This window comes from Dyadobacter sp. SG02 (assembly GCF_900109045.1).
Lineage (GTDB): Bacteria > Bacteroidota > Bacteroidia > Cytophagales > Spirosomataceae > Dyadobacter.
This window is the reverse complement of sequence record NZ_FNYL01000014.1, coordinates 218,922-243,480: the sequence shown is the minus strand read 5'-3', so window position 1 is coordinate 243,480 and position 24,559 is coordinate 218,922. Positions and strand designations below refer to the sequence as shown.

The 24,559-nt window shown below is 50.9% G+C and carries 18 protein-coding genes; 6 read left to right on the top strand and 12 right to left on the bottom strand.

Annotation, left to right across the window (positions count from 1 at the left end; genetic code table 11):
- Window positions 1–15: 15 nt before the first annotated feature.
- The 3 genes from BMW93_RS28040 to BMW93_RS28030 all read right to left on the bottom strand — a co-directional run bounded on the left by BMW93_RS28040 (window position 16) and on the right by BMW93_RS28030 (window position 2,815).
- A complete protein-coding gene (locus tag BMW93_RS28040; protein ID WP_090384291.1) occupies window positions 16–1,743 on the bottom strand; it encodes a family 16 glycoside hydrolase in 1,728 nt (575 codons plus the stop codon).
- A gap of 164 nt (window positions 1,744–1,907) precedes the next feature.
- Entirely contained in the window at window positions 1,908–2,540 is a 633-nt protein-coding gene (locus BMW93_RS28035) for a hypothetical protein (protein ID WP_090384289.1), read from the bottom strand.
- 65 nt (window positions 2,541–2,605) lie between these two features.
- Window positions 2,606–2,815, bottom strand: coding sequence for a response regulator transcription factor (locus BMW93_RS28030; RefSeq protein ID WP_177194228.1), 210 nt, complete (start codon window positions 2,813–2,815; stop codon window positions 2,606–2,608).
- A 595-nt stretch (window positions 2,816–3,410) separates the two neighbouring features.
- Between BMW93_RS28030 and BMW93_RS28025 the strand changes: the two genes are divergently transcribed.
- Together BMW93_RS28025 and BMW93_RS28020 are read left to right on the top strand one after the other, a co-directional pair.
- Complete coding sequence (locus BMW93_RS28025) at window positions 3,411–6,728, top strand: SusC/RagA family TonB-linked outer membrane protein (RefSeq protein ID WP_090384283.1); 3,318 nt, start codon at window positions 3,411–3,413, stop codon at window positions 6,726–6,728.
- Between the two features lie 18 nt (window positions 6,729–6,746).
- A complete protein-coding gene (locus BMW93_RS28020; protein ID WP_090384281.1) occupies window positions 6,747–8,273 on the top strand; it encodes a SusD/RagB family nutrient-binding outer membrane lipoprotein in 1,527 nt (508 codons plus the stop codon).
- Between the two features lie 177 nt (window positions 8,274–8,450).
- Here BMW93_RS28020 and polA read toward each other — a convergent pair whose 3' ends face one another.
- Window positions 8,451–11,354, bottom strand: coding sequence for a DNA polymerase I (gene polA, locus BMW93_RS28015; RefSeq protein WP_090384278.1), 2,904 nt, complete (start codon window positions 11,352–11,354; stop codon window positions 8,451–8,453).
- A gap of 476 nt (window positions 11,355–11,830) precedes the next feature.
- On the opposite strand from polA, the gene BMW93_RS28010 reads away from it, so the two are divergent.
- A complete protein-coding gene (locus tag BMW93_RS28010) occupies window positions 11,831–13,975 on the top strand; it encodes a S9 family peptidase (RefSeq protein WP_090384276.1) in 2,145 nt (714 codons plus the stop codon).
- A gap of 381 nt (window positions 13,976–14,356) precedes the next feature.
- Here the strand turns inward: BMW93_RS28010 and BMW93_RS28005 are convergent, their stop codons facing one another.
- The 6 genes from BMW93_RS28005 to BMW93_RS27980 all read right to left on the bottom strand — a co-directional run bounded on the left by BMW93_RS28005 (window position 14,357) and on the right by BMW93_RS27980 (window position 19,539).
- Window positions 14,357–15,643, bottom strand: a complete 1,287-nt coding sequence (locus BMW93_RS28005; RefSeq protein ID WP_090384274.1) for an O-acetylhomoserine aminocarboxypropyltransferase/cysteine synthase family protein — start codon at window positions 15,641–15,643, stop codon at window positions 14,357–14,359.
- Between the two features lie 117 nt (window positions 15,644–15,760).
- Complete coding sequence (locus BMW93_RS28000) at window positions 15,761–16,291, bottom strand: NADPH-dependent FMN reductase (RefSeq protein ID WP_177194227.1); 531 nt, start codon at window positions 16,289–16,291, stop codon at window positions 15,761–15,763.
- Window positions 16,292–16,339: 48 nt separating this feature from the next.
- The gene (locus tag BMW93_RS27995) at window positions 16,340–16,864 is read right to left on the bottom strand and encodes a DinB family protein (RefSeq protein WP_177194226.1); all 525 of its coding nucleotides are present in this window, start codon (window positions 16,862–16,864) and stop codon (window positions 16,340–16,342) included.
- A 68-nt stretch (window positions 16,865–16,932) separates the two neighbouring features.
- Window positions 16,933–17,880 (bottom strand): YafY family protein, encoded by a 948-nt coding sequence (locus BMW93_RS27990; protein WP_090384266.1) that lies wholly within the window; start codon window positions 17,878–17,880, stop codon window positions 16,933–16,935.
- Between the two features lie 36 nt (window positions 17,881–17,916).
- Window positions 17,917–18,930: an LLM class flavin-dependent oxidoreductase gene (locus BMW93_RS27985; RefSeq protein ID WP_090384261.1), complete on the bottom strand. Its 1,014-nt coding sequence runs from the start codon at window positions 18,928–18,930 to the stop codon at window positions 17,917–17,919.
- 114 nt (window positions 18,931–19,044) lie between these two features.
- On the bottom strand, window positions 19,045–19,539 hold the full coding sequence (locus BMW93_RS27980) for a DUF2147 domain-containing protein (RefSeq protein WP_229240887.1): 495 nt from the start codon (window positions 19,537–19,539) through the stop codon (window positions 19,045–19,047).
- A 459-nt stretch (window positions 19,540–19,998) separates the two neighbouring features.
- Here BMW93_RS27980 and BMW93_RS27970 point away from each other — a divergent pair, with 459 nt between their 5' ends.
- From BMW93_RS27970 to BMW93_RS27960, 3 genes are all read left to right on the top strand, one after another.
- Window positions 19,999–21,228, top strand: a complete 1,230-nt coding sequence (locus BMW93_RS27970) for a GAF domain-containing sensor histidine kinase (RefSeq protein WP_090384256.1) — start codon at window positions 19,999–20,001, stop codon at window positions 21,226–21,228.
- A 77-nt stretch (window positions 21,229–21,305) separates the two neighbouring features.
- A complete protein-coding gene (locus BMW93_RS27965) occupies window positions 21,306–22,532 on the top strand; it encodes an RsmB/NOP family class I SAM-dependent RNA methyltransferase (RefSeq protein ID WP_090384253.1) in 1,227 nt (408 codons plus the stop codon).
- Between the two features lie 144 nt (window positions 22,533–22,676).
- A complete protein-coding gene (locus tag BMW93_RS27960; RefSeq protein ID WP_090384251.1) occupies window positions 22,677–22,907 on the top strand; it encodes a hypothetical protein in 231 nt (76 codons plus the stop codon).
- Window positions 22,908–23,002: 95 nt separating this feature from the next.
- Here BMW93_RS27960 and BMW93_RS27955 read toward each other — a convergent pair whose 3' ends face one another.
- The gene (locus BMW93_RS27955) at window positions 23,003–23,455 is read right to left on the bottom strand and encodes an SRPBCC domain-containing protein (protein ID WP_090384248.1); all 453 of its coding nucleotides are present in this window, start codon (window positions 23,453–23,455) and stop codon (window positions 23,003–23,005) included.
- A 195-nt stretch (window positions 23,456–23,650) separates the two neighbouring features.
- Window positions 23,651–24,556: an AraC family transcriptional regulator gene (locus BMW93_RS27950; RefSeq protein ID WP_090384246.1), complete on the bottom strand. Its 906-nt coding sequence runs from the start codon at window positions 24,554–24,556 to the stop codon at window positions 23,651–23,653.
- Between the last annotated feature and the right edge of the window lie 3 nt (window positions 24,557–24,559).

Genomic DNA, 24,559 nt, shown 5'->3' with positions numbered 1-24,559 from the left:
CAGATAATGAGGTTCTTACCAAAACAGTGAATAGCTGGTCGCATTGGAAACGGGCAGGATCAGCTCCTTCATTTCGCCGGCCGGGCGCACTACCGCTTTGGCTTTTTTATCGACCTGCACGTAAAAGCGGTCGTCGATCTGGTAAAGTCCTTTTTCTACTTCGGTGATCTGCTTTCCGCTCGCAAGCAGCGAGTAGAGCGCGCCCGCAGGCGTTCCGTCCACGCGGAATGTACGCGAGAGGCTGTTACCGCCGGAAACGAGTTCGTCGCTCACCGTCGCAGAACCGATCTCGTAACGGAATACAGGGTATCCTTTCTGATCGATCTTGTAACCCAGGAAATTGATATTGGAAGAATCGGGCCATGCCGCAGTCGCATTATCCAGCACCGCCACGCTGCTGCGGCCGGAAACGTGTACTTTAAGGCCGGCAGGGAAGAGCAGCTGCGGTTCGCCGCGCTCGTACCACATTTCGGTCACGTCGGCAAACTGTCCTCGCCAGGCTTGTACCAATGCGCCACGGTTCAGATCGACCGTGTAATTCCAGCCGTCGGGGCTTCCTACCGAAATGCAATGCGTGCGTTTCGATTTTTCACCATCCAGCTGAATAAAGGAACGTACCATTTCAGGACGCATATCGGGCGTTACAGCAATGTACGGTTTCGGCTCCGGCTCGGGAAGCGACGACAGCGAATGCAGGTCGTACGGACGCACACCCGATTTTTCCACGCGCAGCCCCAATGCAGGCTGGCGCCACGGAAAGCGCGAGTAGTAGATTTTGAATTTGTGTTTACCCTGGGTCAGATTGACCGAGCCGGTATGCGTTTCCTGCGAAGTAGCTTCCCCCGACGATACCACGTTTTTGCCGTCGATATCGACCGAAAGTACAGGGCCTGAATAAATGGTTGTAAAAATATAATCGCCCGCCTCGGTCGCGTCGATATCCCCTTCATAAACCAGGTGAAATTCACGCATCCCATTGGTCACTTCCTGCGTTAGCACGGGCGACTGGCCTTCGTGATCGAGCTTGCTATATTCTTTGGCATCCCATTTATCGGAATATACTTTATAATGGAGGTTGCTGACCGACAATGGTTTACGATTAGCAAGAAGCTGGTAGCCTACGTTACGGAATGCGATACTGCCTTTGGTAACTTCGAATGCGATGGGCTGACCATCCGCCGCGGTTTTGGAATTGGGAAGGTAAACCGTTTCAAGCACGGTGACGCCGTTGAGCGAGAGCGCATTCAGGCGGGCCGAGTTAGGAATGTGTTGTACGGATGCATCGTAGGAAATTTCGAGCGTCTGCCAGAGACCCGCCGACTTGGCTGCATTCTGGTTCGGAAACTGGCCGATGTAGCCGGAGGTGGAAGCGTCGGCAACCTTTTGTTTGCTGCTATCGGAAATCTTCACTTTCTGCCCGCCGGGGAGGATGATATTTCCTTCTGCACCGGGCGAGACGTTGAATTCGATGTATAGGCGCAGGTCGCTTGCTTTCAGTTTGGTGGTCAGCACGGTGCCGGCATTTCCGATCAGTATACCGTCTCCTGCGAGTGTTTTGGGCTTAACTACGCCGGAAGGATGAATGGAAATGCCACCTTGAATCGACCAGTTGGGGGCGGCGCTTTCAAATGCGCTGAGGTCTTTGAGGGGAAGCGGAGAATAGTTTCCCTTCGCTGTCTGGCCCATCACCATCACCGGGCAAGCCAGAAACAGCAGGGAGACTTTCTGAAACAATTGATGCATTGGAATCGATTAAGTGTATTGTTTACAATTAAAAAGCGAAGTTCGGTATTTTTTTTACCATTATATCCGGAAATAGTATGAATTTTTTGAAGAGTGTTCACATATAAAAAGGCTGCCTTGAAGAAGCAGCCTTGCGTATTTCGATTCAGCGGGTCGAAGTTTTGTCAATCCTCTTTGGTACAATTGCAAGATTGCCCGCATGACGCGTAATATCCATTTTTGCAGGTAACTGTACAACAAGCATTTGAACAAGACAGCGTCCCCGGTCCGCCGGCGCTATGACATTGCTCTGTCAAAAACTCAGGATTGCCCTTTAAACTTGGCAAGGGGCCTCTAAACGCAATACCAATAGCTTCAATTGCCTGATTTGACAGATAGTTTTCGGGGAGTTTGACTTCCAATTCTTTTAATCCCTCAGACTGTACTTTGAAAGTGTATCTGTTGCCGGTTCGAGGCTCATTTAAGATAAGTATTTGTTTAAGATACAGTACTTCATATTCACTGGACTGTATTTTCAAATCATTCCATTCCTTTTTTTCGAGAAAGATATTAACAGTGTGCGGTTTAATGCCGCCGTTGGTCAATGTAAGTTGAAGCCTTTCTTGTCCATTGTCGATGTCTTTCACGACTGCTACATGACCATTTTTAAAATAAAAACCGCCCAACTGTTGCGCCAGTTCTGAACCTTTTGCCAGATAATTGGCCGTTTCGGGTCGATCATTCTGCTGTTCGCAAGCGAAAAAGATTGCCACGGCGGCCAGCACCAAGGCAGAGATTAATACAATTGTTTTTTTCATGGTATAGCCGTGTTTAGAATTCACTACAAAGCTAATTCGATCAGGTGTTCTTGTAAATCCCCCTTTTAGAGTGATTTTTCACGTTCCTTTTCGAAGGCGATGGCAAATTCGAGCAGCGCCTTTGGGCTATCGGTTAAGTCCGGAATTTTGCGGATAATGTTCTTACGATGTGACTTGACAGTCTCAATGCTAATGCACATACGATCGGCTATAACGCGAGTCGGAAGTCCCAGCGCGATCAACCGAATAATTTCACATTCTCGGGAGGTAAGCATGCTCAATTGGTTTTGGTTACGGCATTGATACGACAATTCCATCACATCGTAACAGAAGAATGATCCAGCGTCACAATTGAACAAGCAAATGTTTAACCGGGATGGATAATTTCCGGTCGGCGTATATCGGAAAGAGTTGATTCGGAGAAACAGGACTGAGCGGGGAGGAACTGATAATCCCCGGTTTTAGACTGATATCCAATAGTCCTCTTCAAAGATTTTCCTGTATTATTCCAAAACCCATAGGCTGAATTGCAGCTTTTACGGACTGGTTTTCTGTAAAATATTAAGAAACAGCTTGCTAAGGTGATACACGGTTGCATTTTTTATGAATCCGATTTAGTAAATTTAAAGGAATGTCATGTGTGCACGTGTACATGCGCCCGTGCGCAGCAGGAGCGATAGTTAGTGAGATTTTCAAGCATTGATCAGTAGTTGTCACCGGTCTTCCGGGATGTAACCCCCGGCCGGGATTTGTTTATATTATGTTAATAAATACTTAACATAATAGACTGTATTTAACCGGATTTTTGCGTTTTCTAAGGCGGATTTTGCCTGTTCCATTCTTTTCTCACCTAAAACAACCTAAGTGCTCATGATCAAAAAATTTTACTTATGCTTCCGGCTGAGTATTTTCAGAAGAAGCGCGTACACGGGGCTCATGCTCACGGGGCTGCTCTACTGCCACGCGGGCGTTGCGCAGTCTGTCGTTACGGGCCAGGTGATCTCCGGCGATGACAGAGCGCCTCTCGCAGGCGTGAACGTCATTGAAAAAGGCACTAACAATGGTACCGTAACCGATTCGAACGGAAAGTACCAGATCTCTGTAAAGGGCGCGAGCTCGGTTTTGACATTCTCGTTTCTGGGCTATGTTTCGCATGAAATTACGGTCGGCGGCCGGGCGGTCGCCGATGTCACACTGATGGCCGATTCGAGACAACTTTCGGAAGTGGTCGTAACGGCCCTCGGTATCAAAAAAGACGTCCGTAAGCTGGGTTACGCCGTGCAGGAGCTGAAAGGCGAGAGCATTGTTACAGCCCGCGAAACGAACATTGTGAACCAGTTGGCCGGTAAAGTGGCCGGTGTGACGGTCGTAGGGAGCCCGTCGGGTATCGGCGGCTCGGCCCGGGTGACGATCCGCGGGGAACGTTCGGTGGATTTGAACAAAAACCAGCCGCTGTACGTGATCGACGGGGTGCCTATCAGCAACTCCATCACGGGCGGTTCGGGGCAGGGTAACCTGGAAGTCGATTTCGGGAATGGCGCGAGTTTCATTAACCCCGACGACGTGGAGACGATGAGCGTGCTGAAAGGACCTGCCGCTGCGGCATTGTACGGTTCGAGAGCGGCCAACGGGGTAATCCTTATCACCACCAAATCCGGTAAAGGCAATAAGGGCATCGGCGTGGAGGTCAACAGCAATACCACATTCGAGCGTGCATTGAAATTGCCTGAATATCAGAATAAATACGGGCAGGGAAACGGTAACGGAGGCGATTTCGCATTCGTGAATGGTGCCGGGGGCGGTCTGACGGACGGTACGGACGAAGGCTGGGGCCCGGAATTTAAAGGCCAGAGCTACCCGCAATACAATTCGCCCCGTACGCTGAACGGACAGGTGATCCCATTCCTCGGCGGTGACCTGAATGCGCCCTCAGGGAGCGTTATTACCCCAACTCCCTGGTTGCCGGACGTGGATGGTTTGAAAAACTTCCTGAAAACAGGCCGGACACTGACGAACAATTTCGCGGTGATCGGCAACAACGACCAGGGTAATTTCCGCTTGTCTTATACCAACCTCGATCAGACCGGTATTGTACCCAACACCGATTTGAAACGCCATACGGTCTCATTGAGTGCGGGTTACAACCTGACGAAGAAATTCTCCGCCAAAACGTTTGTGAGCTATATCAAAAGCGCGAGCGGTAACCGACCGTCGATCAGCTATGGTACGGAAAGCATCATGTACCTGTTCAACTGCTGGTTGCCGCGTTCGGTGAAGGTGTCGGATATGGAACGTGTATGGATGAACGGTCTGGAAGGCCAGCGCCAGTTCGGCTGGAACTATAACTACCACGATAATCCGTACCTGACGGTTTACGAGAATACCAACGGCCAGGATGTGAACCGCATTATCGGTAACGTGATCCTGAAATACGATTTTACCGACTGGCTGAGCCTGCAAGTACGTACCGCGACCGACTGGGGCAACGAGCGCCGCGAATACCGTCGCGCATTCAGCACGCAACGCTTCCCGTTCGGACAGTACCGCGAGGTGAAGGTTAATACGGAAGAACGTAACAGCGATTTCCTGCTTTCGTTTAACAAGGACATTAGCAAGGATATTAATGTTTCGGCAACATTCGGTGGTAACCAGAACCGCCAGAGCTCGATCTACGACGAAGAAAATGCGGGCCAGCTCAACCTGCCGGGCATTTACAACCTCACCAACTCACGTATTGCACTGGTAGCTTCGCAAAGCAAGGTAGGCAAGCGCATCAACAGCTTGTACGGCTCGGCATCGGTTTCGTTCCGCAATTACCTGTTCCTCGACGTTACGGCGCGTAACGACTGGAGTAGCGCATTGACGCTCCCGACAGCCTTGAAAGCGTTCGGTACGGAAAACAACTCGTATTTCTATCCTTCGGTAGCATTGAGTGCCGTAGTGAGCGATATGACCAAGCTTCCGGAGGTGATTTCCTTTGCCAAACTCCGGGCCAGCTTCGCCCAGGTGGGTAATGATACCGATCCGTTTACTTTCACGCAGGCATATAACCCGAGCACGCCTTACGGTAGCTCGCAAATTTACGGCGAAACCGATCGTCTGGCTAACCTGAACCTGAAACCGGAAATCAGTACGGCTTATGAACTGGGTGCGGACCTGCGTTTTTTCAAGAACCGTGTAGGCCTGGATTTTACATTTTATCAAAGCAAAACCAAAAACCAGATCCTGCAAATCCCGCTTTCGCAGACTACCGGCTATAATGGCCGTTTCTTCAATGCGGGAGAGATCAAAAACTGGGGTTTTGAAACGATGCTGAATGTAACTCCGGTCGAAATCAACGATTTCAAATGGAATATCGGTGTTAACTTCTCCGCCAACCGCAGTAAGGTGCTCGAACTTTCCGACGGCATTACGAACTTCGTGATGGCGAGCAAGGGCGTGAGCATCGAGGCGCGCGTGAACGAGCGCATGGGGGATATGTACGGGATCGCGTTCGCGCGCGTACAGAACACCAGCGCTTCCTTGCCTTACTATGATGCAACGGGCCAGAACGTAGGCCAGATCGTGTACAAAGATGGCCGCCCGGTGCCTACTGCCAACGTGCAGAAAATGGGTAACTACAACCCCGACTGGCTCGCGGGTATTTCCAACCAGTTCAGCTACAAGAATGTGAAACTGAGCTTCCTGTTCGACGTTCGTCATGGAGGGAAGATATTCTCGGAAACACAAGTCGTTGGTCGTGAGGGAGGTATCATCAAGGAAACACTCGAAGGACGTGCAGACGGCTACGATTTGAGTAAACCCGGAAACGGTGTGATCGGCGACGGCGTCGTGCAGAATGCCGACGGTAGTTTCAGCAAAAACGATGTGAAACTGACCGCCCGCGCGTGGCATACCGCATTCACTGGTGGCCGTAACATTGCGGAAGGCGTGATGTACGATGCTTCATTCGTGAAACTGCGCGAGGTTCAGATCAGCTACTCGATCCCTAACCGCATCCTGGGCCGCTCGCCGATCAGAAACATCACGGTTTCGCTCGTGGGACGTAACCTTGCATTGTGGTCGGACGTGCCGCATGTGGACCCCGAAACCATGTCTTACAATGGCGGAACCGCATTGCCGGGTATCGAATACATGTCGATCCCTTCGAGCCGCAGCTATGGTTTCAATGTAAGTTTCAAACTGTAAAATTTCAATTGGAAAACAATGAAAAAGCTACTTCCGATATATATCATGGCTGCGCTGACATTGTCCGCGGGGTCATGTACCAACGATTTTGAAGAAATCAATACGAACAACAACGTTCCGAACGACGTCACGCCGGACCTGTTGCTTGCCGGTGTGATCCGCAATATGATCAACAGCCAGGTGAGTGACGCCTGGGGCATCGGGAACATCGTGGTGCAGCACCACGCCAAAATCCAGTTCGTGAACGAAGACCGCTATCTCTGGGGCCAGCAAAACGGCATCTGGGACAATGTGTACAGCAATATGCGCAATATCAAAAACATCCTCGATCAGGTGGGTACCGACGATGCCAACGGATACAAAGGCATTTCGCTGATCCTGAAATCATGGATGTTCGCGCTCGCAACCGATGCTTACGGCGATATTCCCTATACCGAGGCTACAAAAGGCAAAACAGACGGTGTTTATCTGCCCAAATACGACACGCAGGAGAGCGTCTACGCAGGTATCCTGGCCGACCTTAAATCTGCCAACGATATCCTCGCAAACAGCACGACAGCCGTTTCGGGAGACATCCTTTTCGGCGGCGGCTCCGGCTCGCTGATCAAATGGAGAAAGCTCGCGAACTCGCTGCGACTGCGTTACCTGATGCGTATTTCAAAACAGAAAGACGTGAAAGCGGACATTCAGGCCATTCTGGCCGATCCTGCCAAGAACCCGATTTTTGAAGGAAACCAGGACAATGCGGAGCTGAAATACCTTGCGTCCGCCCCGAACCAATGGAGAATGTACGATTCACGCGTAGGTTCGTTCGACGAATTCCGTGTGAGCAAGACGCTGAGTGATCGCCTGACGGCATTGAAAGACCCGCGCCTGGCGGTATTTGGCCGGCCTTCGCAATCGTCGGTTACAGCCGGCAAGCCCGTCATCGAAGGGGTTCCGAACGGTTTGGGCGATGTGCCTGCATTGAACTACAATGGTGGTCCTCAGGGCGTTTCGCGCGTAGGTTACACGTTCGCGTGCCTCGTGTGCAACGATCCCGGCCAGGCACCGCCGGACCCGTCCGCACCACGCGGCATCCTGATGAACTATTCCGAATTACAGTTTATCCTCGCCGAAGCACGTGAAAAGGGCTTAATCACCACCGGAACCGCCGAAGGGTATTATACCAAAGGCGTCCAGAGCAATTTCGACTACTGGAAAAGCGTGGTGCCGTCGTCGTACGGTATCAATGTAACGCCCGACGCATCCTACTTCACGCAGCCGGGCGTGGCTTACACGGGTACCAGCGCGGAAAAACTCGCCAAGATTGCCTTGCAGAAATGGGTAGCGTTCTATTTCAACGGCCTGGAAGCATGGTTCGACTGGCGCCGGACGGGGATGCCGGAGATCAAACCGGGTCCCGACAACCTGAATCAGAACCGCGTGCCGGTACGCTTTATTTACCCGCTTTCGGAACAATCCCTGAACGGTGCCAACCGCGAAGAAGCGGTCAAAAGGCAGGGGACGGACGATTTGAATACGCGGACCTGGGTAGCTAAGTAGAAGAAGGAAGCGCGGCAGCGCTGGTTCGAATCTCCGATTCGAACATCATATTTGAAGGCCTCCGGCCGGTCCGTACTGCAAAACGTTTTGTAGTAAAGACCGGCCGGAGGCCTTCGAATAGTTAGTCGCGAAGGTAGACCTTCGCGCCATTGCATTAGATTTTTTTCATCCTCCCTTTTAATGCGCCTCCAACCAGTTCGCACCCACGCCGATCCCTGTCTCCATCCGTACCGCCATCGGGATTGCATTGCGCATTAATTCATCCACTTTTTCTTTCAGTAAATCGATTTCGCTGTAATGCGCATCGAAAACCAATTCGTCATGCACTTGCAGGATCATGCGGGATTTGAGTTTTTCCTGCGCCATGAAATCGTGGATATTGATCATCGCTACTTTGATCATATCGGCCGCAGAGCCCTGGATCGGGGCGTTGATGGCATTTCGTTCGGCGTAACCGCGGTTGGTCTGGTTGCGGGAATTGATATCCGGCAGGTACCGGCGGCGGCCGAGGATGGTTTCTACATATTCGCGCTCACGGGCGTCGTTTACGACTTTGTCCATATAGCCTTTAACGGCCGGGAATTCCTCGAAATAGGCGCGGATGATCTCGCTCGCTTCCCCGCGCGGAATGCCCAGGCGCTGTGCGAGGCCGAATGCCGAAATGCCGTAAATAATACCAAAATTGACCATTTTAGACTTCCGGCGCATGTCCGAAGTCACTTCTTCCAGTGGTACCGAAAATACCTTGCTGGCCGTGGTTGCGTGGATGTCGCGGCCCTGGTTGAATGCCTCGGTCATACTCGCATCGCCGCTGAATGCCGCCATAATGCGGAGCTCGATCTGCGAGTAATCCGCGGAAAGGATCTGGAATTCGTCGGTATCCGGCACGAATGCTTTGCGGATTTCCCGTCCGCGTGGGGTGCGGATCGGGATGTTTTGCAGGTTCGGGTTCGTGGAGCTCAAACGTCCTGTTGCGGCAACAGCCTGGTTGTAAGAGGTATGAATGCGACCCGTGCGGCTATTTACCATCGTCGGTAATGCATCCACGTAGGTCGATTTCAGTTTCTGCAACTCGCGGTAGTCCAGTATTTTACGGGCAATGAGGTGGTTCGCTTCAAGATCGGAGAGGATTTCTTCACCTGTCGCATACTGCCCGGTTTTGGTCTTTTTCGGCTTTTCGATCAGCTTCATTTTCTCAAACAGGACTTCCCCGAGCTGCTTTGGCGAGCTGATATTGAACGATTGCCCGGCCGCCTCGTAAATCTCCGATTCGGTCTGCCGAAGGTCGGATTCCAGCACGCCCGACATTTCCTTTAATGCATTGATATCCAGCCTTACTCCGGTATTTTCCATCGAAGCCAGCACTTTTGTTAGTGGCATTTCGACTTCATAGAAAAGCTTAGCCGCATTCACTTTCGGCAGTTCCCGGCTGAAAATCGTGTTGAGCTGGAAGGTAATATCCGCGTCTTCCCCCGCATATTGCGTAATCTCCGGTATCGCCACGTCACGCATGTTGCCCTGTTTGCCCCCTTTTTTGCCTATCAGTTCGGTGATCGACACCGGTTCGTAGTTCAGGTAGGAAGCGGCCAGAATGTCCATTCCATGGCGTTTATCCGGTTGAAGCAGGTAATGCGCAAGCATGGTGTCGCTTAGCTTGCCATGGACTTCGATGCCGTAGTTTTTTAATACGAGCAGGTCGTACTTGATGTTCTGACCTATTTTTTCAATGTTTTCATTCTCAAAAACACCCCTGAAATGCTCGACGATCTCCTGCGCTTTTTCGCGGCCGGCAGGCACGGGAATGTAGAATGCCTCACCGGCCAGGTAGGAAAACGAAAGTCCCACCAGTTCGGCGTCGGTAGTATCGAGCGAGGTGGTTTCGGTATCGAAGCAGAAAGCCTCTTGCAAGCCCAGGTAATGCGCGAGGCTGGTCATGAGCTCGGGCGTATCCACGGTGTGGTAGCGGTGGAAGGTATTGTCGATGGTCTTTTTCGACGTGGGAATGCGGATTTCTCCCGTGTCTTCGGTCAGTTCGCCGTCGGCGAGATCGCCGCTGACGACCGCCGGTTGCTGCCCGATTTCTTCCGTTGGATTGCCGAAAATATCCAGCTGGCCTTTGGCGGCGGCTTTGCGTGCGGGAGCGCCTGTGCGTGCGCCGGAAGCAGCAGCTCCGGCCGATCCGGCGGAAGCTCCGCCCGAGCCTGCACCGAGAACGCGGGTTTTAAGTGTTTTGAATTCGAGTTCATCGAAAAGATCGGCGATAAGCTCCGCATTCGGCGCACAGACGGTCAGGTCTTCGGCATCGAAAGGCACGGGCACTTTGCAATCGATCGTTGCAAGTTGCTTGCTCAGAATGGCCTTATCGAAGTTTTCGCGGACTTTTTCACCCAGTTTGCCTTTGATTTCGTCGGCATGGGTAATGAGGTTTTCGATCGTATCGTACTCCTGGATGAGTTTCTGGGCCGTTTTTTCGCCCACGCCGGGAATACCCGGGATGTTGTCGACGGCGTCGCCCATGAGGCCGAGGATGTCGATCACCTGGTCGATGCGCTGGATCTGCCAGCGGTCGAGTATTTCCTGCACGCCCAGCACTTCAGCGCCTTTGCCGAGGAATGCGGGCTTGTACATGTGAATGTATTGTTCGACCAATTGCCCGTAATCCTTGTCGGGCGTCATCATGAAAACCTCGAAACCTTCCCGCGACGCCTCCTTGGCAATGGTACCAATAATATCGTCGGCCTCGTAGCCATCCAGTTCGAGAATGGGGATGCACATGCCTTTCAGGAGCCGCTTCACGAGGGGGATCGCCACGGTAATATCCTCGGGCTGCGCCTCGCGCTGTGCCTTGTAGGCCTCAAACTGTACATGTCGGAAGGTAGGCGCGGCGGTGTCGAATGCAACGCCGATATGGGTTGGTTTCTCCTTTTGCAGTACTTCGAGCAGTGTGTTGGTGAAGCCGAAAACGGCACTGGTATTCAGTCCTTTTGAAGTGATGCGTGGCGCCTTGATAAACGCGAAATGCGCCCTGTAAATCAACGCCATAGCGTCCAGAAGGAACAGCTTGTGAACGGGTTTTTCCATGAGGTAAGTTTATGATCGAAACTCAAATATAATGCAACTATGGGGACGGAGAGGGTTTGCCGGCGGTTTTTTGTGGATTTGCGAGAGAAGTATAGTAAGGATATTACTCTTGATATTAATTAAAAGTTTTATACAATTTAAATGAATGATACTATTTACTCGTGCTTGCATCATTCAGATGTATTGAAAGGTTAATATGATTAATATTTATTTAAAATATAAAAAGTATTAATAGTGTAGTATTTAAGTTATTTATATATGTATTAAAAGTATTATAATTTTAATAAGTTTAATATTTATTTAAAGTTTTATTAATATAATACTTTTATGACACAGATATGTATAGAAATAACTGAAAGTTATCTACTTATAATAAATATTATCATATTAAAAGTATTATACTAATAACAATAGATGACCTCTTGACTAATGACTTAATTCATTGATAACCAGTCACGAACAGCTCAATCCTGTATATGAGAATTATTTGCTTACTTTTAGCTGTTGTCTCTTTTTCGTGTAACCAAAATAAACCCGTGAAACAAGCATATGAATGGCCGGGAGCCACACCTCCCGTAGCAGAAAGGAAAGACCATGGAACCGGAATGCATGGCGACAAGCGCAATGATGAATACTACTGGATGGGTGATTTCTTCCGGGAAGGCCCCGACAGCGACAAAGTCGTGGAATACCTGAATGCCGAGAATGCCTACACCGATACGATGATGGCCGGCACAGCGAAGTTCCAGGAGGCGCTGTTCTCGGAAATGAAGGGGAGGATCAAAGAGAAGGACGAGTCGGTGCCGGTGTTCAGCAACGGGTACTGGTACTACACCCGGAGCGAGGAAGGGGAGCAGTATTTTAAATATTGCCGCAAAAAGGGTTCACTCGAAGCAGCGGAAGAGATCCTGCTCGACATCGATAAAATGGCGGAAGGTCATCCGTATTATTCTGCGGCGGGTTTCAATGTAAGTCCGGATAACAAGCTGCTGGCGTACGGCGTGGATACTGTTTCAAGACGGCAATACACCCTTTACATCAAAAACCTCGAAACGGGCGAGCATTTCGCCGACCAGATTTACCCCGCAAGCGGCGGATCGGAATGGGGAAATGATAACAAAACGCTGTTTTACACGGCTACCAATCCGAAAACGCTGCTGAGCGAGAAGATCAAACGCCACACGCTCGGGACCGATTCGAAAAAGGATGTGGTCGTTTACAATGAAAAGGACAGGAGCAATTATATAGGGGTAGGGAAGACGAAATCGGATAAATACATCGTGATCGCGTCGTCGGCCACGATGTCGTCGGAATACCTGATCCTCGATGCGGACAAGCCGGAAGGCACGTTCGAAGTGTTCCAGCCTCGGATGAAGGACGTGTTGTATGATGTTGATCATCAGGGTGATAAGTTCCTGATTGTGACCAACAAGGATGCATTGAATTTCAGACTGATGGAAACGCCGGTCAATGCAACTGGCGTCGAAAACTGGAAGGAGGTGATCCCTAACCGCGCCGATGTACTGCTCGAAGGCATCGATGTGTTTAAGGACCATTTGGTGATTACGGAGCGTAAGAACGGCCTGTTACAACTGCGTATCCGCAATATCAATACCAATGCCGAGCATTATGTGGATTTCGGCGAGCCTGCGTACACCGCCTACGCCGGCTCTAACCCGGAATATAACAGTTCGAACCTGCGGTACATTTACACTTCGCTCACCACGCCGAGCTCGGTGTATGATTACAATATGGAAAGCCGCGACAAGGAGCTCAAAAAGCGCCAGGAAGTGGTGGGCGGCTACAATCCCGAGGAATATGTGACAGAACGTTTGTACGCGACCGTACGCGATGGCGTGAAGGTCCCGATCTCGGTGGTTTATAAAAAAGGAACGCCCAAAAGCTCCGAAACGCCGCTTTTACTTTATGCATACGGCTCATACGGCAATAGTATGGACGCCGCATTCAGCAGCACGCGCCTGAGCCTGCTCAACCGCGGGTTCATATACGCGCTCGCACACATACGAGGCGGTCAGGAAATGGGCCGGCAATGGTACGAAGACGGTAAGATGTTCAAGAAAAAGAACACATTCAACGATTTCATCGACTGCGCCGACTTCTTGATCAAGGAAAAATTGACCTCGCCGGAGCATTTGTTCGCCGAAGGCGGTAGCGCAGGTGGCCTGCTCATGGGTGCGATCAGCAATATGCGTCCCGAGCTATGGCGCGGGATCATCGCCGACGTGCCGTTCGTAGATGTGGTAACGACCATGCTGGACGAAAGCATTCCATTGACAACCAACGAGTTCGATGAATGGGGAAACCCTATGAATAAGGATTCCTACGACTACATGAAGTCGTATTCGCCTTACGATAACGTGGAGAAGAAAGCATATCCGAACATGCTGATTACCACCGGCTTGCACGACAGCCAGGTGCAATATTTCGAACCCGCCAAATGGGTAGCGCGCCTGAGAACGCACAAAACCGACCAGAACGTGCTGCTATTGAAAACGAATATGGAAGCCGGCCACGGCGGCGCCTCGGGACGGTTTGATTATTTGAAAGAAATCGCGTTGCAGTTCGCGTTTATGTTCGCGTTGGAGGGGATTAATGAGTGAATGGGTGAATGGGTGAATGATTGAATGATTGAATGATTGAATGATTGAATGAGTGAATGAGTGAATGCGTAGCCCACGTACAGGGAATGCCGTTAGGCATATGACATTGGTAGCAAAATGTGGTTTTGCGGTTTATTGAAATGCCCTTGGGCATGTAACAACAAATACGGCGCTGGTGATAACGATGCATTGTTGTTACATCCCTGACGGGATTTTGCGAAAACACATAATATCTTGATTCCTACCAATATTACATCGCTACGCGATTTATTCAGTCATTCAGTCATTCAGTCATTCAGTCATTCAATCATTCAGTCATTCAATCATTCAGTCATTCACTCATTCAGTCATTCACTCATTCACTCATTCACGCATTCCAAATCAAAGCGTCGCAATCGCCTGCTCAACATCCGCGATGATATCGTCGATATGTTCGATACCGGTCGAAATGCGGAGCTGGGTGGGTAGTACGCCTGCTGAAATCTGCTCTTCCTCAGATAGTTGTGAGTGCGTGGTGGACGCCGGGTGAATGATGAGCGTTTTGGCGTCGCCTACGTTGGCGAGGTTGCTGATCAGTTTCAGGTTATCTACAAATTGCTCGGCGGTTTTCTTGTCGCCTTTGAGCGTGAAGGACAATACCCCTCCAAAACCGCGTGTAAGGTATTTTTTGGCCAGCTGGTGGTATTTGTTTCCTTCCAGGCCGATGTAGTTCACACTCTCCACTTTCGGGTGTTTTTCAAGCCATTGCGCGAGTTTCAATGCGTTTTCGGCAATGCGTTCTACGCGTAGCGACAGCGTTTCGAGCCCTTGCAGGAACAGGAACGAGTTGAATGGAGAGAGCGACGGCCCCCAGTCGCGCAGGCCTTCCACACGGGCGCGGATGATGAACTGGATGTTACCGAACGGCCCGCCAATGCCGAAAACGTCGTTCAGAACGAGTCCGTGGTAGCTGGGCGAAGGCTCCGTAAACTGCGGGAACTTGCCGTTGCCCCAGTTGTAAGTACCTGCGTCGACAATCACCCCGCCAATGGAAGTACCATGCCCGCCGATCCATTTCGTGGCCGACTGTACCACTACGTGCGCCCCATGCTTGATAGGCTGGAAAATGGCACCTGCCGCACCGAACGTGTTATCGACGATCAACGGCAGATCGTATTTCTTCGCAAGTGCCGAGAATGCCTCAAAATCGGGCACGGAATAGCTCGGGTTACCGATCGTTTCGAGGTAAATGAACTTGGTTTTGTCGTCGATCAGCTTTTCGAAGCTGCTCACATCGTCGCCGTCGGCAAAGCGCGCTTCCACGCCGATGTTTTTGAATGAATTTTTAAACTGGTTATAGGAGCCGCCGTACAGGAACGACGTGGTCACGAAGTTGTCGCCGACCGTGGTGATATTATTGATCGCCAGAAACTGCGCCGAGTGTCCTGAACCCGTCGCCAACGCAGCTACACCGCCTTCCAATGCCGCCACGCGTTTCTCGAAAACGTCGTTGGTAGGGTTCATGATGCGGGAATATATATTGCCGAATTCCTTCAATGCGAACAGGTTAGCGGCATGCTCGGCGTTGTTGAAAACGTAGGAGGTAGTTTGGTACAAAGGCACGGCCCGTGAATTGGTAACAGGGTCGGGCTGTTGTCCGGCATGAAGCTGCAAGGTTTCAAATTTCATTTGGTTAGAACGTTTAAGGTGGATAAAGCCCAAATGTATCAAACTAAATGATATTACTCTACGAAATTTGTAGTCTTTTGCTTGCCGGATAATAAATTGGATTTTGATAAGGATAGACTAGCCGTCGATCAATCCGAGCAGGTTGGCGCATTGCAGCCTGAGCTCATTGAGCGTGTGCGCGTCGGCCACACGTCCGTCCGCGATCTTCCCTTTCACATTGGGAATGGAGAGGGCAGAGGCTTCATTCTTTTTAGTACCCAGCGCAGTCAATGTAAGCAATAGCGACGCCAGCGCATTGTTACCACCGGAATTGAGCGGAGAAGCGCTGATAGCCGACACGGGTTTGTCGTTCAGGTCGCCGGTACCGACGGTCCAGTCCAGGGCATTTTTGAGTGTGCCCGGGACGCCGAATGCATACTCGGGCGTGCATATCACAATGGCGTCGGCTTGCGCGATGGCGGTCTTAAGCCGTGCCACCGTTTCTGTATCTAAAAGGCCTGGACCGAAATGCGGGATTTCGTCCAGGCCTTCGAAAATTTCAAAAGTGATGTCGGAAGGCAAAAGGCTTCCCAAGGTTTTTAGGATGATGGTATTGGTCGAATCGGCGCGCAGGCTGCCCGAGATTCCCAGAATGTGAATGCGTTTCATAACCAGCATTACAAAAACCGGGGCTTGCGGGTTTCCGTTGCTCCCAATTTATTTAGCCATGACATTATAAAAATTGTAATCGGTCATCGGCGCGTCGGTGAAGCCCAGGTTCCGGCCCATCGTAATGACTTGCCCACGGTGGTAGGTGGTATGGTTCACGACGTGCATGATGTATTCGAAGTTGGGGAAGTTGCATTGGAACCACTGGCTTTCCACGAGCGTCTCGCTTTGAATCTGCTCGGTCGAAAGGCTTTCAACGTATTCCGCAAGCTCCTGAGATTGCGCCATAAGCGTATCAAATGTCGAGTCGAGGTCTCCATCGAAATCCTGGCCGCTGTAATTGCTTCCCGGGTTAATAACCGAGAGCCAGTAACGCTGTGTTTCGAGGATGTGGATGAGCGTCAGCCGGATCGTGGTAAAGCTCGATTTTAGCTCCGTTTCGAGGATTTCAACCGGTTTTGTTCGCAACCAGTTCACCAATGTGCAGTTGGCCCAATGGTTGTAATCTGCGAAATTTTTCATCGCATAAGCCAAACTTTTTTCTGCGGTCGGAATTTCAATTGTGGCTGACATAGCTTCTTTGTTTAAGTGCATTACAAAGAAAACAGATGCTTGTGACAGCCCTGTGTCAGTAGCGATTGTCAGTGGCTCAGATTTTCCAGAATTTTTTCGGAAAGCTGCCGGACGATCGTTTTCAGCGCTTCGGGTTCGAGAATGCACGCCTCCGGCGCGACCATCATGTACCAGCGCGCGAAGCCTTCGAGCGACGGGCTGAGGTAGGTCATTTCTACATAATCGTCTTTTACCACTTCCGAAGCAAATCCGTAGGAGTTCCGTTCCTCGCGTATGTAGCGCGCCACGCGCTTCTCCACACGTATGCGCACGAGGCGCATGTTTTCGTTTTCCCAGCTATCGTGCATGAAATCTTTCAGCGGAGCATGCTGATGCTCGAACGGTCGGTCCGTGATGTCACATTGGAGAATGCGGTCCGAGCGGAAATTGCGGTAGTCGTTGCGCAGGTGGCAGAAAGCGATCGTATACCAGTAATTGTTCTCATGGTAAATGCCCACGGGCTCTACGACACGCTCGCCGGGCTCCGCGGCACTTAAAGCGACGTAGAGGATTTTGGCAATTTTCCGTTCGGAAATGCTTTTGAGGAGAATATCGAGCGTGTTGCTGTTGGGCTGGTGAAATGCCCGCGGACGGCTGCGGACTTCGATGTGGTTTTCCAGGTTTTCCACCATCGATTTTTCGGTACTTCTCAGCACGGCTTTGATCTTGTACATCGCCGCCTGATAATGCGACTGCGTCGAAAAATCAGTGAATTTCTCCATGAGTTTCTCAGCGGTAATGAATGTACGTGCTTCTTCCTTCGTAAACATAACGGGAGGCAGGCGGTAACCATCCATAATGGAATAGCCCACACCTGCCTCGCCTATAATGGGTACGCCCGCTTCCGCGAGCGAATTGATATCGCGGTACACGGTCCTCAGACTGATCTCGAAGCGCTCGGCCAGGTCCTGGGCTTTGACAATTTTGCGGGATTGAAGCTGTATCAGGATGGCTGTAATGCGGTCGAAACGGTTCATGGGTGTCGGTGAAGGAATGTCCGGCACAAAGTAAGTTTAAAGAACCGGTTCTCTCAAATTAAATGCCTCCGAAATCAATTGAAAGGATTTGATACGGTTTTCAAAAGTATCCGCCATGGTCGATACCATTATCTCGTCCGCTTCGAAATCGGTTGCCAGCTTCGTCAGCTGCTCTTTCACCGATTCGGGCGTGCCCGATACGATCCGGCCGCTGTTGTACCTGATCCGGTCGAGCTCGCCGAAATTGAACTGGTATTTCCGGACAACTTCGGGGTCCGGGAACGGTCCGAATTTACCACGCTCGAACTCCACCAGCACGTAGTCCATCATCTTGCGCATTTCTGCCGCTTTTTCTTCCGTTTCGCCGCATAATGTGAAGGCGGAAATGATCACTTTGGGTTTTTCGAGCTGGTCGGACGGGCGGAAATTGCGCTTGTATTCCTCAACTACATCCGGTTTTACAAAGCCGTTGATGAATTTGGCTACCGCCAGGCCCATGCCAAAACGTGCGGCGATATTGCTGCTGCCGCCGCTTGAACTCAGTATCCATTGCTCCGGGATGGTGGGCGATTGCGGCGAGGCGTAGATAAACCCGCGATCCGTACCGGCCGTATCCCTGAAAAAATGCTGCAAATGTTCGAGCTGGCGCAGGTAGCTGCTTTCGCTGAAATCATTGGAAGGGTTCAGGAGCGAAGAGGTAATGCGGTCGGTGCCGGGTGCGCGGCCCATGCCGAGGTCGATTCGGCCGGGGTACAGTGTTTCGAGCATGCGGAAGTTCTCCGCTACTTTCAACGCGCTGTGGTTGGGCAGCATAATGCCTCCGGAGCCGACGCGGATCTGGCTCGTTACGTCGGCCAGTTTGACCATCAGCACTTCCGGCGCGGAGCCTGCTATAAAGGTGGAATTATGGTGTTCTGAAATCCAAAAGCGGCTGTAACCGAGTTCTTCGGCCAGCTTAGCGGTGGCTATGGTTTCCTGAATGGCTTCCCGTACGCTGGATCCGTGCCTTACAACGGATTGGTCGAGAATGCCCAGTTTGAAATGCTTCATACGTTCGATGCGTGATTTGAAGCATAACACGGCCCGGGCCGTTTCTATTCGCCTAGCCGGGTAGAAATGTCCTTTCTGCGGGGATAGTAACGTTCGCAGGCAGGGTGGGGGAGGTCAGGGTACGCGGTCCCAATAGGTGCTCCGGCCGAGCAGCGGGATGCCGACGTAACTGCGTACTTCGAGTTTTTCCTTGCGGAGTTTAATGAGGCAGTTGTAGGTCTTGCCGCTCCTGGGGTCGTACATTTTCCCGTCATCCCAAACGTCTTCGCTAAAGACGAAGTTGTTTAGCAGGTTTACGTGGAGCAGGTTTCGTCCGCGAAGCTTTTCATCGGAGTTCCGGACATCTTTCCGGGAAGTTTTTCCATCGGCCTCGAAAAGGTCTTCGGCCCATAGGAGGCGACCGAAGTATTCTTCCCCGTTTTTGTAAATCTCGATACGGGTATCTTTTTCTTCATTGATCCACTCGCCGATTACCTTGTCTGCTACGATAATTTGTGACCCGGCAGGGTTGAAACTCACGAAAAGAAATATAGTAAAAAGTATTTTATACATTCTGATGACGTCCGTCGGGTTGATCTGTTTCGTTTTGAGGGTCTTAAAAATATGCAACTTTAAAATTCCGGAAATTTTACTCTGTTAAGTGTTGCGAAATCCGGAATTGCTATATTTCATCAAAAATGAATATTCCTATCAATGGTTTTTTATTTAACGATGATAGATCTGTCTATTAACACTGTTAACCGATTTGTTCACAACACCGTTGCCTGATAAAATGCAATTCGATTCGATAGTTGGTGTGACAATATACGACACTTCCTTCAATATCGAAACAGAATTATTCCAAGATGGCCATCGCCGCTGCAACACTACCGGTACGACCTGGCTCGTGACCGGGGCTCGTTCCGCATTCATTCCTGCAAAAGTTATTCCGCATTTGAATTTGTATCCGTTGGTAAATTTTTCGATTATCGCCGATCGGCAGAGGCCGTTCTCGGTATTGTTTTTATATAGAATTAATTCTCTTTTAACAGAATTGTTTGTAGAATTGGGTATAAACCGCACTTGTATATGAATACTTCCAATGCGCCTGTCCCTGCCAACGAAATGGAACGTCTGCTTGCGCTTTCAGATCTGGACCTGGACTATTCAGACCATCAGGTCACATTTCAGGATTTGGCAAAGCTGGCTGCGAAAGTTACGGGAACGCGCATTTCCCTTGTGAACCTGATCGATTCGCTCACGCAATGGACTATTTCAAACTATGGTCTGGATATCGAACAAATGCTTCGGGAGGATTCGGTCTGCCAATACACCATTATGGAATCCGATCACTTTGAGGTGGGTGATCTGACTGAGGACGAGCGGTTTAGGGATAAATTCTACGTAACGGGCGAGCCCAATGTGAAATATTATTACGGTATACCCCTCAAAACCGGCGAAGGGTTGCAGATAGGTGCATTATGCGTACTCGACCAGGAACGCAAAACACTCGAACCGGAGAAAATAGAGCTCCTGAAAATCATTGCGGACGAAATTGTCTCGCGCCTCAAAACCCATAAGGTGCTGGAAAACCTGAAATTGAAGCTGCTGGAAGCCGGGCAAACGCAGAAAAAGGTTGCGCACGACATACGCGGGCCCCTGGGTGGTATCGTAGGGCTCGCACAGATTATCCGTGATCAGGGAGAGCAGAACCGGATGGACGAAGTGCTCGAATTCATTAACCTGATCCACAAAAGCGGCAATTCTATCCTCGATCTGGCGGAAGAAATATTGGACTCGCATAAGGAAAAAACGAAAGCCGGCGATAGTCCGCGCGCCTCCAATGGCCAGGGTTTTACGCTGATGATCTTCAAAGACAAGCTGGAAAAATTGTACGGACCGCAGGCCAAACACAAGAATATTCGTTTTCGGGTACAGACCAGCCCATTAACCGAGCATATCCATTTTTCGAAGAGCAAATTGCTGCAAATTACCGGCAACCTCATTTCCAACTCCATGAAGTTTACGCCCGCCGGTGGCGAAGTGAGTGTCGATCTGCACCTGCTGATCGACCAGGCGAAGCCGGTACTGCAAATTTCGGTGAGGGACACGGGCGTGGGCATCAGCGAGGAGAATATCCAGGCGATCCTCTCGGGCAATGCATCTTCCACCGACGGTACGGGGGGCGAACAGGGCTTTGGTTTCGGGCTGGCGTTGGTAAAACACCTTGTGGACAGCCTGGGCGGAAAAATCGGCATTACCTCCGGGCCGGGTATCGGTACCAATTTCGAGATCCATCTTCCACAGAACATTTACTGACTAATTGGCCGGGCTTTTTGTTTTGTAGCCGATCCCTCGCCAATTTTGTCTTCTTGTTTCACCTGGAAATCTAAATTTTGAAACTCTATAAAGGACTTGTTGCCGCTACTGCCGAGGCATTGCAGGATATTTTCATCAAAAACCGGCAGGCCGACCGCGTCGTCGAGCAGCTGCTGAAATCCAATAAGAAATGGGGCGCGCGCGACAGAGCTTTCACTGCGGAAAACGTGTACGAGATCGTGCGCTGGTGGCGGTTGGTGAAATACGCGGCAAAGGTAGAAAAGGCCGTGGATAGCGAGGATTTCTGGCGTTTGGCGGGTGTGTGGCAGCTGATCAAGCCGCTACATCTCGAAGGGCACGAAGCGCTGGAAAGCTTGCCTGAATGGCCTGAATTTGAAAATATCGACTTGGAGAATGTCCGGGAGCGATACCAGGAGGGCATACAAATCCGTAAAATCGCACAATCCGTGCCCGATTGGATCGATCAAATCGGGGAATCGGAGCTTGGCGAACAATGGCCGACCGAACTGGCGGCGCTTAACAGGACAGCCCCGGTGGTTTTGCGCGTGAACTCGCTGAAAACGGATATTGTAACGGTGCGCGAGCTGCTTGGATACGACATTACCGAAGCCGTCCCCGGCGTACCCGAGGCGCTGGCATTGAAAAAACGCATGAATGTATCGGGTCTGGAAAGTTTCAAAAATGGCTTTTTTGAAGTACAGGATGCAGGTTCGCAGCTCATCGCGCCTTATCTCGACGTACACCCGGGCATGTCTGTGATCGATGCATGTGCGGGGGCGGGTGGAAAAAGCCTTCACCTGGCCGCATTGCTGGGTAATACCGGTTCGATCCTTTCCATGGATATCGAGCATTTTAAATTGCAGGAACTCGAACGCCGGGCGGTACGAAACGGCGTTACTAACCTGACAACCATGCACATTACCTCGGAGAAGATCATCGAAAGCCTTTCGGAAACTACCGACCGTTTGCTGCTCGACGTGCCGTGCTCGGGACTGGGGGTTTTAAGAAGAAACCCTGATAGCAAATGGAAGCTCAAACCGGAGTTCCTGGATAAGATCCGCAAAGTGCAAGCGCAGATCCTCGAAAACTATTCCAAAATGGTCAAGAAAGGAGGCAAAATGGTGTACGCCACGTGCAGTGTCCTGCCATCGGAGTCCGAGGAACAGGTACGCGCATTCGCAAAGCGCCACAAAGCCGATTGGAAGTTCGTTTCAGAACACCGCACATCACCTGCGCGCGATGGTTTCGACGGCTTTTACATGGCACTGCTCGAACGGAAATAATATTATAAAACAGGCTGGACGGCGAAATACCAGACCCAGGCAATCAGGAAGGCTTGCATCGGAATGCGGAACCAAAGATATTCGGATCCTTTGCACCGGAAGGCATGGTTTTTTCCTGATTGCGGGAAATCAACCAACGAGACCATGGACTTTCAAAGTCAATATGTATTTCCCGTCGCGGAGATGCCCGACGACCAGCCGCCCTCACCAAGCTACCCGGAAAAACCGAGGGAAACCGGCCCGCTGAACCCCACACCCGACGTGCCGGGCACCGACGCACCGGAGGTCAATACCGGTTCCAGGATCGACAAAGACGAGCCGGCAGAACCGACCGATGAGGACGAAGTGGGTGAGATAGAGTCTCAAAACCCCTGAGTGATAGAGAGGTTAAGTTGTCCCGCTGAACCGGTCCGCCGGGCCGCCGGGCGGTCGAAGCGCGGTATCGTACCTCGCTTCGACGAAGCGGGACATTACGCTTCGACCAACTTCTTGATCTCGACCAGGATCGGGTTCCAGCCCTCGCCGTTGTTGTAGGAATCCTGGTACCGGCGCTCGCCGTCAGCGACGGTGCTGTAATCTCCCTGGGTAACCTTCAAAAGTGTCTTTTCACCTTGGGGAATGAGGTCGTAGGTGACTTGAAGGTAGTTTTCGGAAACATCGTCGATGTTGGAATGCGGATCGATGGTCGTGTAGCGCAGGTACTTCTCCGGCTGAATGTCCAGTATTTCGCCTTTGACCCAGATAATCTCTTTCCCTTCGTGCTGGCCTTGCCAGAGCAGCTCGCTGCCTACATTCCAGTCGGAAAGCGCCTCACAGCCAAACATATACTGTTTCGTCTGTTCGGGATTCACAAGCGCGTTCCACACGCGGGGCACCGGCGCATCGATGGTGATTTCGTTTTGGATGATAAGTGGAGTTTGCATTTGTTTTGTTGTTTGGTGATTGATGTTGTTTTTGACCGCCGATTGCTTAGGGCGACTTTGTCGCTGACCATAGACCATTGACCATTGAAAGAACAAAATCGATGGTCGGCTCCATGGTCAATGATCGGCAGTCGATAGTCCCGCAGCAGCCCCGGACGACAATATTACGCCAACGCCGCCACCCCCGATTGCGTTTTACGGATTATTTCTAACCGAAAAGGGAGTGACGCCAAACTTCTTCTTGAATGCATTGTTGAAATGCTGGGGCGTGGCGTAGCCTAGCTGCGTCGATATTTCGGCGGCGGTCTGCTGGGTGTCGAGCAGGTATTGCTTTGCGAGTTGAAGGCGTTGGTCGGTGAGGTAGCCGAAAATGGTATTATTGAATGTTTCTTTAAAGCCTTTTTTGAGCTTGTATTCATTCAAACCTACATGATGGGCGATTTCGGAGAGGTTGGGCGGGCAATGAACGCGGTCGTTGATCAGGTCGCGGACGGCGATGATCTTCTCCTTGTCGGTTTTGGTCTTGATGAATGTCTCTGTTTTGCGCTCCGAAGCCTCGCACGCGTCCGCGCATAGCACGAGCAGCTCGATACTTTTGGAAAGCAGAAACAGTTTTTTCAGGCTTTCGGAATACTTACAATGGATAATCTGCTGAATTACCTGTTGAATCGGCGAGTCGATCGTTCCCCAGTTATCGGTTAGTATCGCGCTCTTGCCCAGAACGATAGCTTCCGAAAAGCGTTTCAGGGTATCGCTCGCATTTTGGGTGAACCGGATGAAAACATCTTTGGGGAACTGGATGCCGAATGTTTCGATTTCAAGCGTTTTGGCCTGAACCGTCATCTCAAATTCCCTGGAATATAGGATGTTGTGATGCCCACCGACGAGGTCGAACGTCTTTCCGAGCTGGTTGTAGGTAAACATATAATCGCCTTTCAGCCCGAAATGCATGCGTACCACGTCGGTATTGGCGCTTTTGGAATGAAAACCCGACAATTCCGTAAAGCGCGACACGGCATGGCCAAGCAAAATGTCGTCACATTGCCAGGTAACGCCGGTCATACGGCCTTTGTCGAAACTGCGGGTTTGCCTTTGCTCCATAGC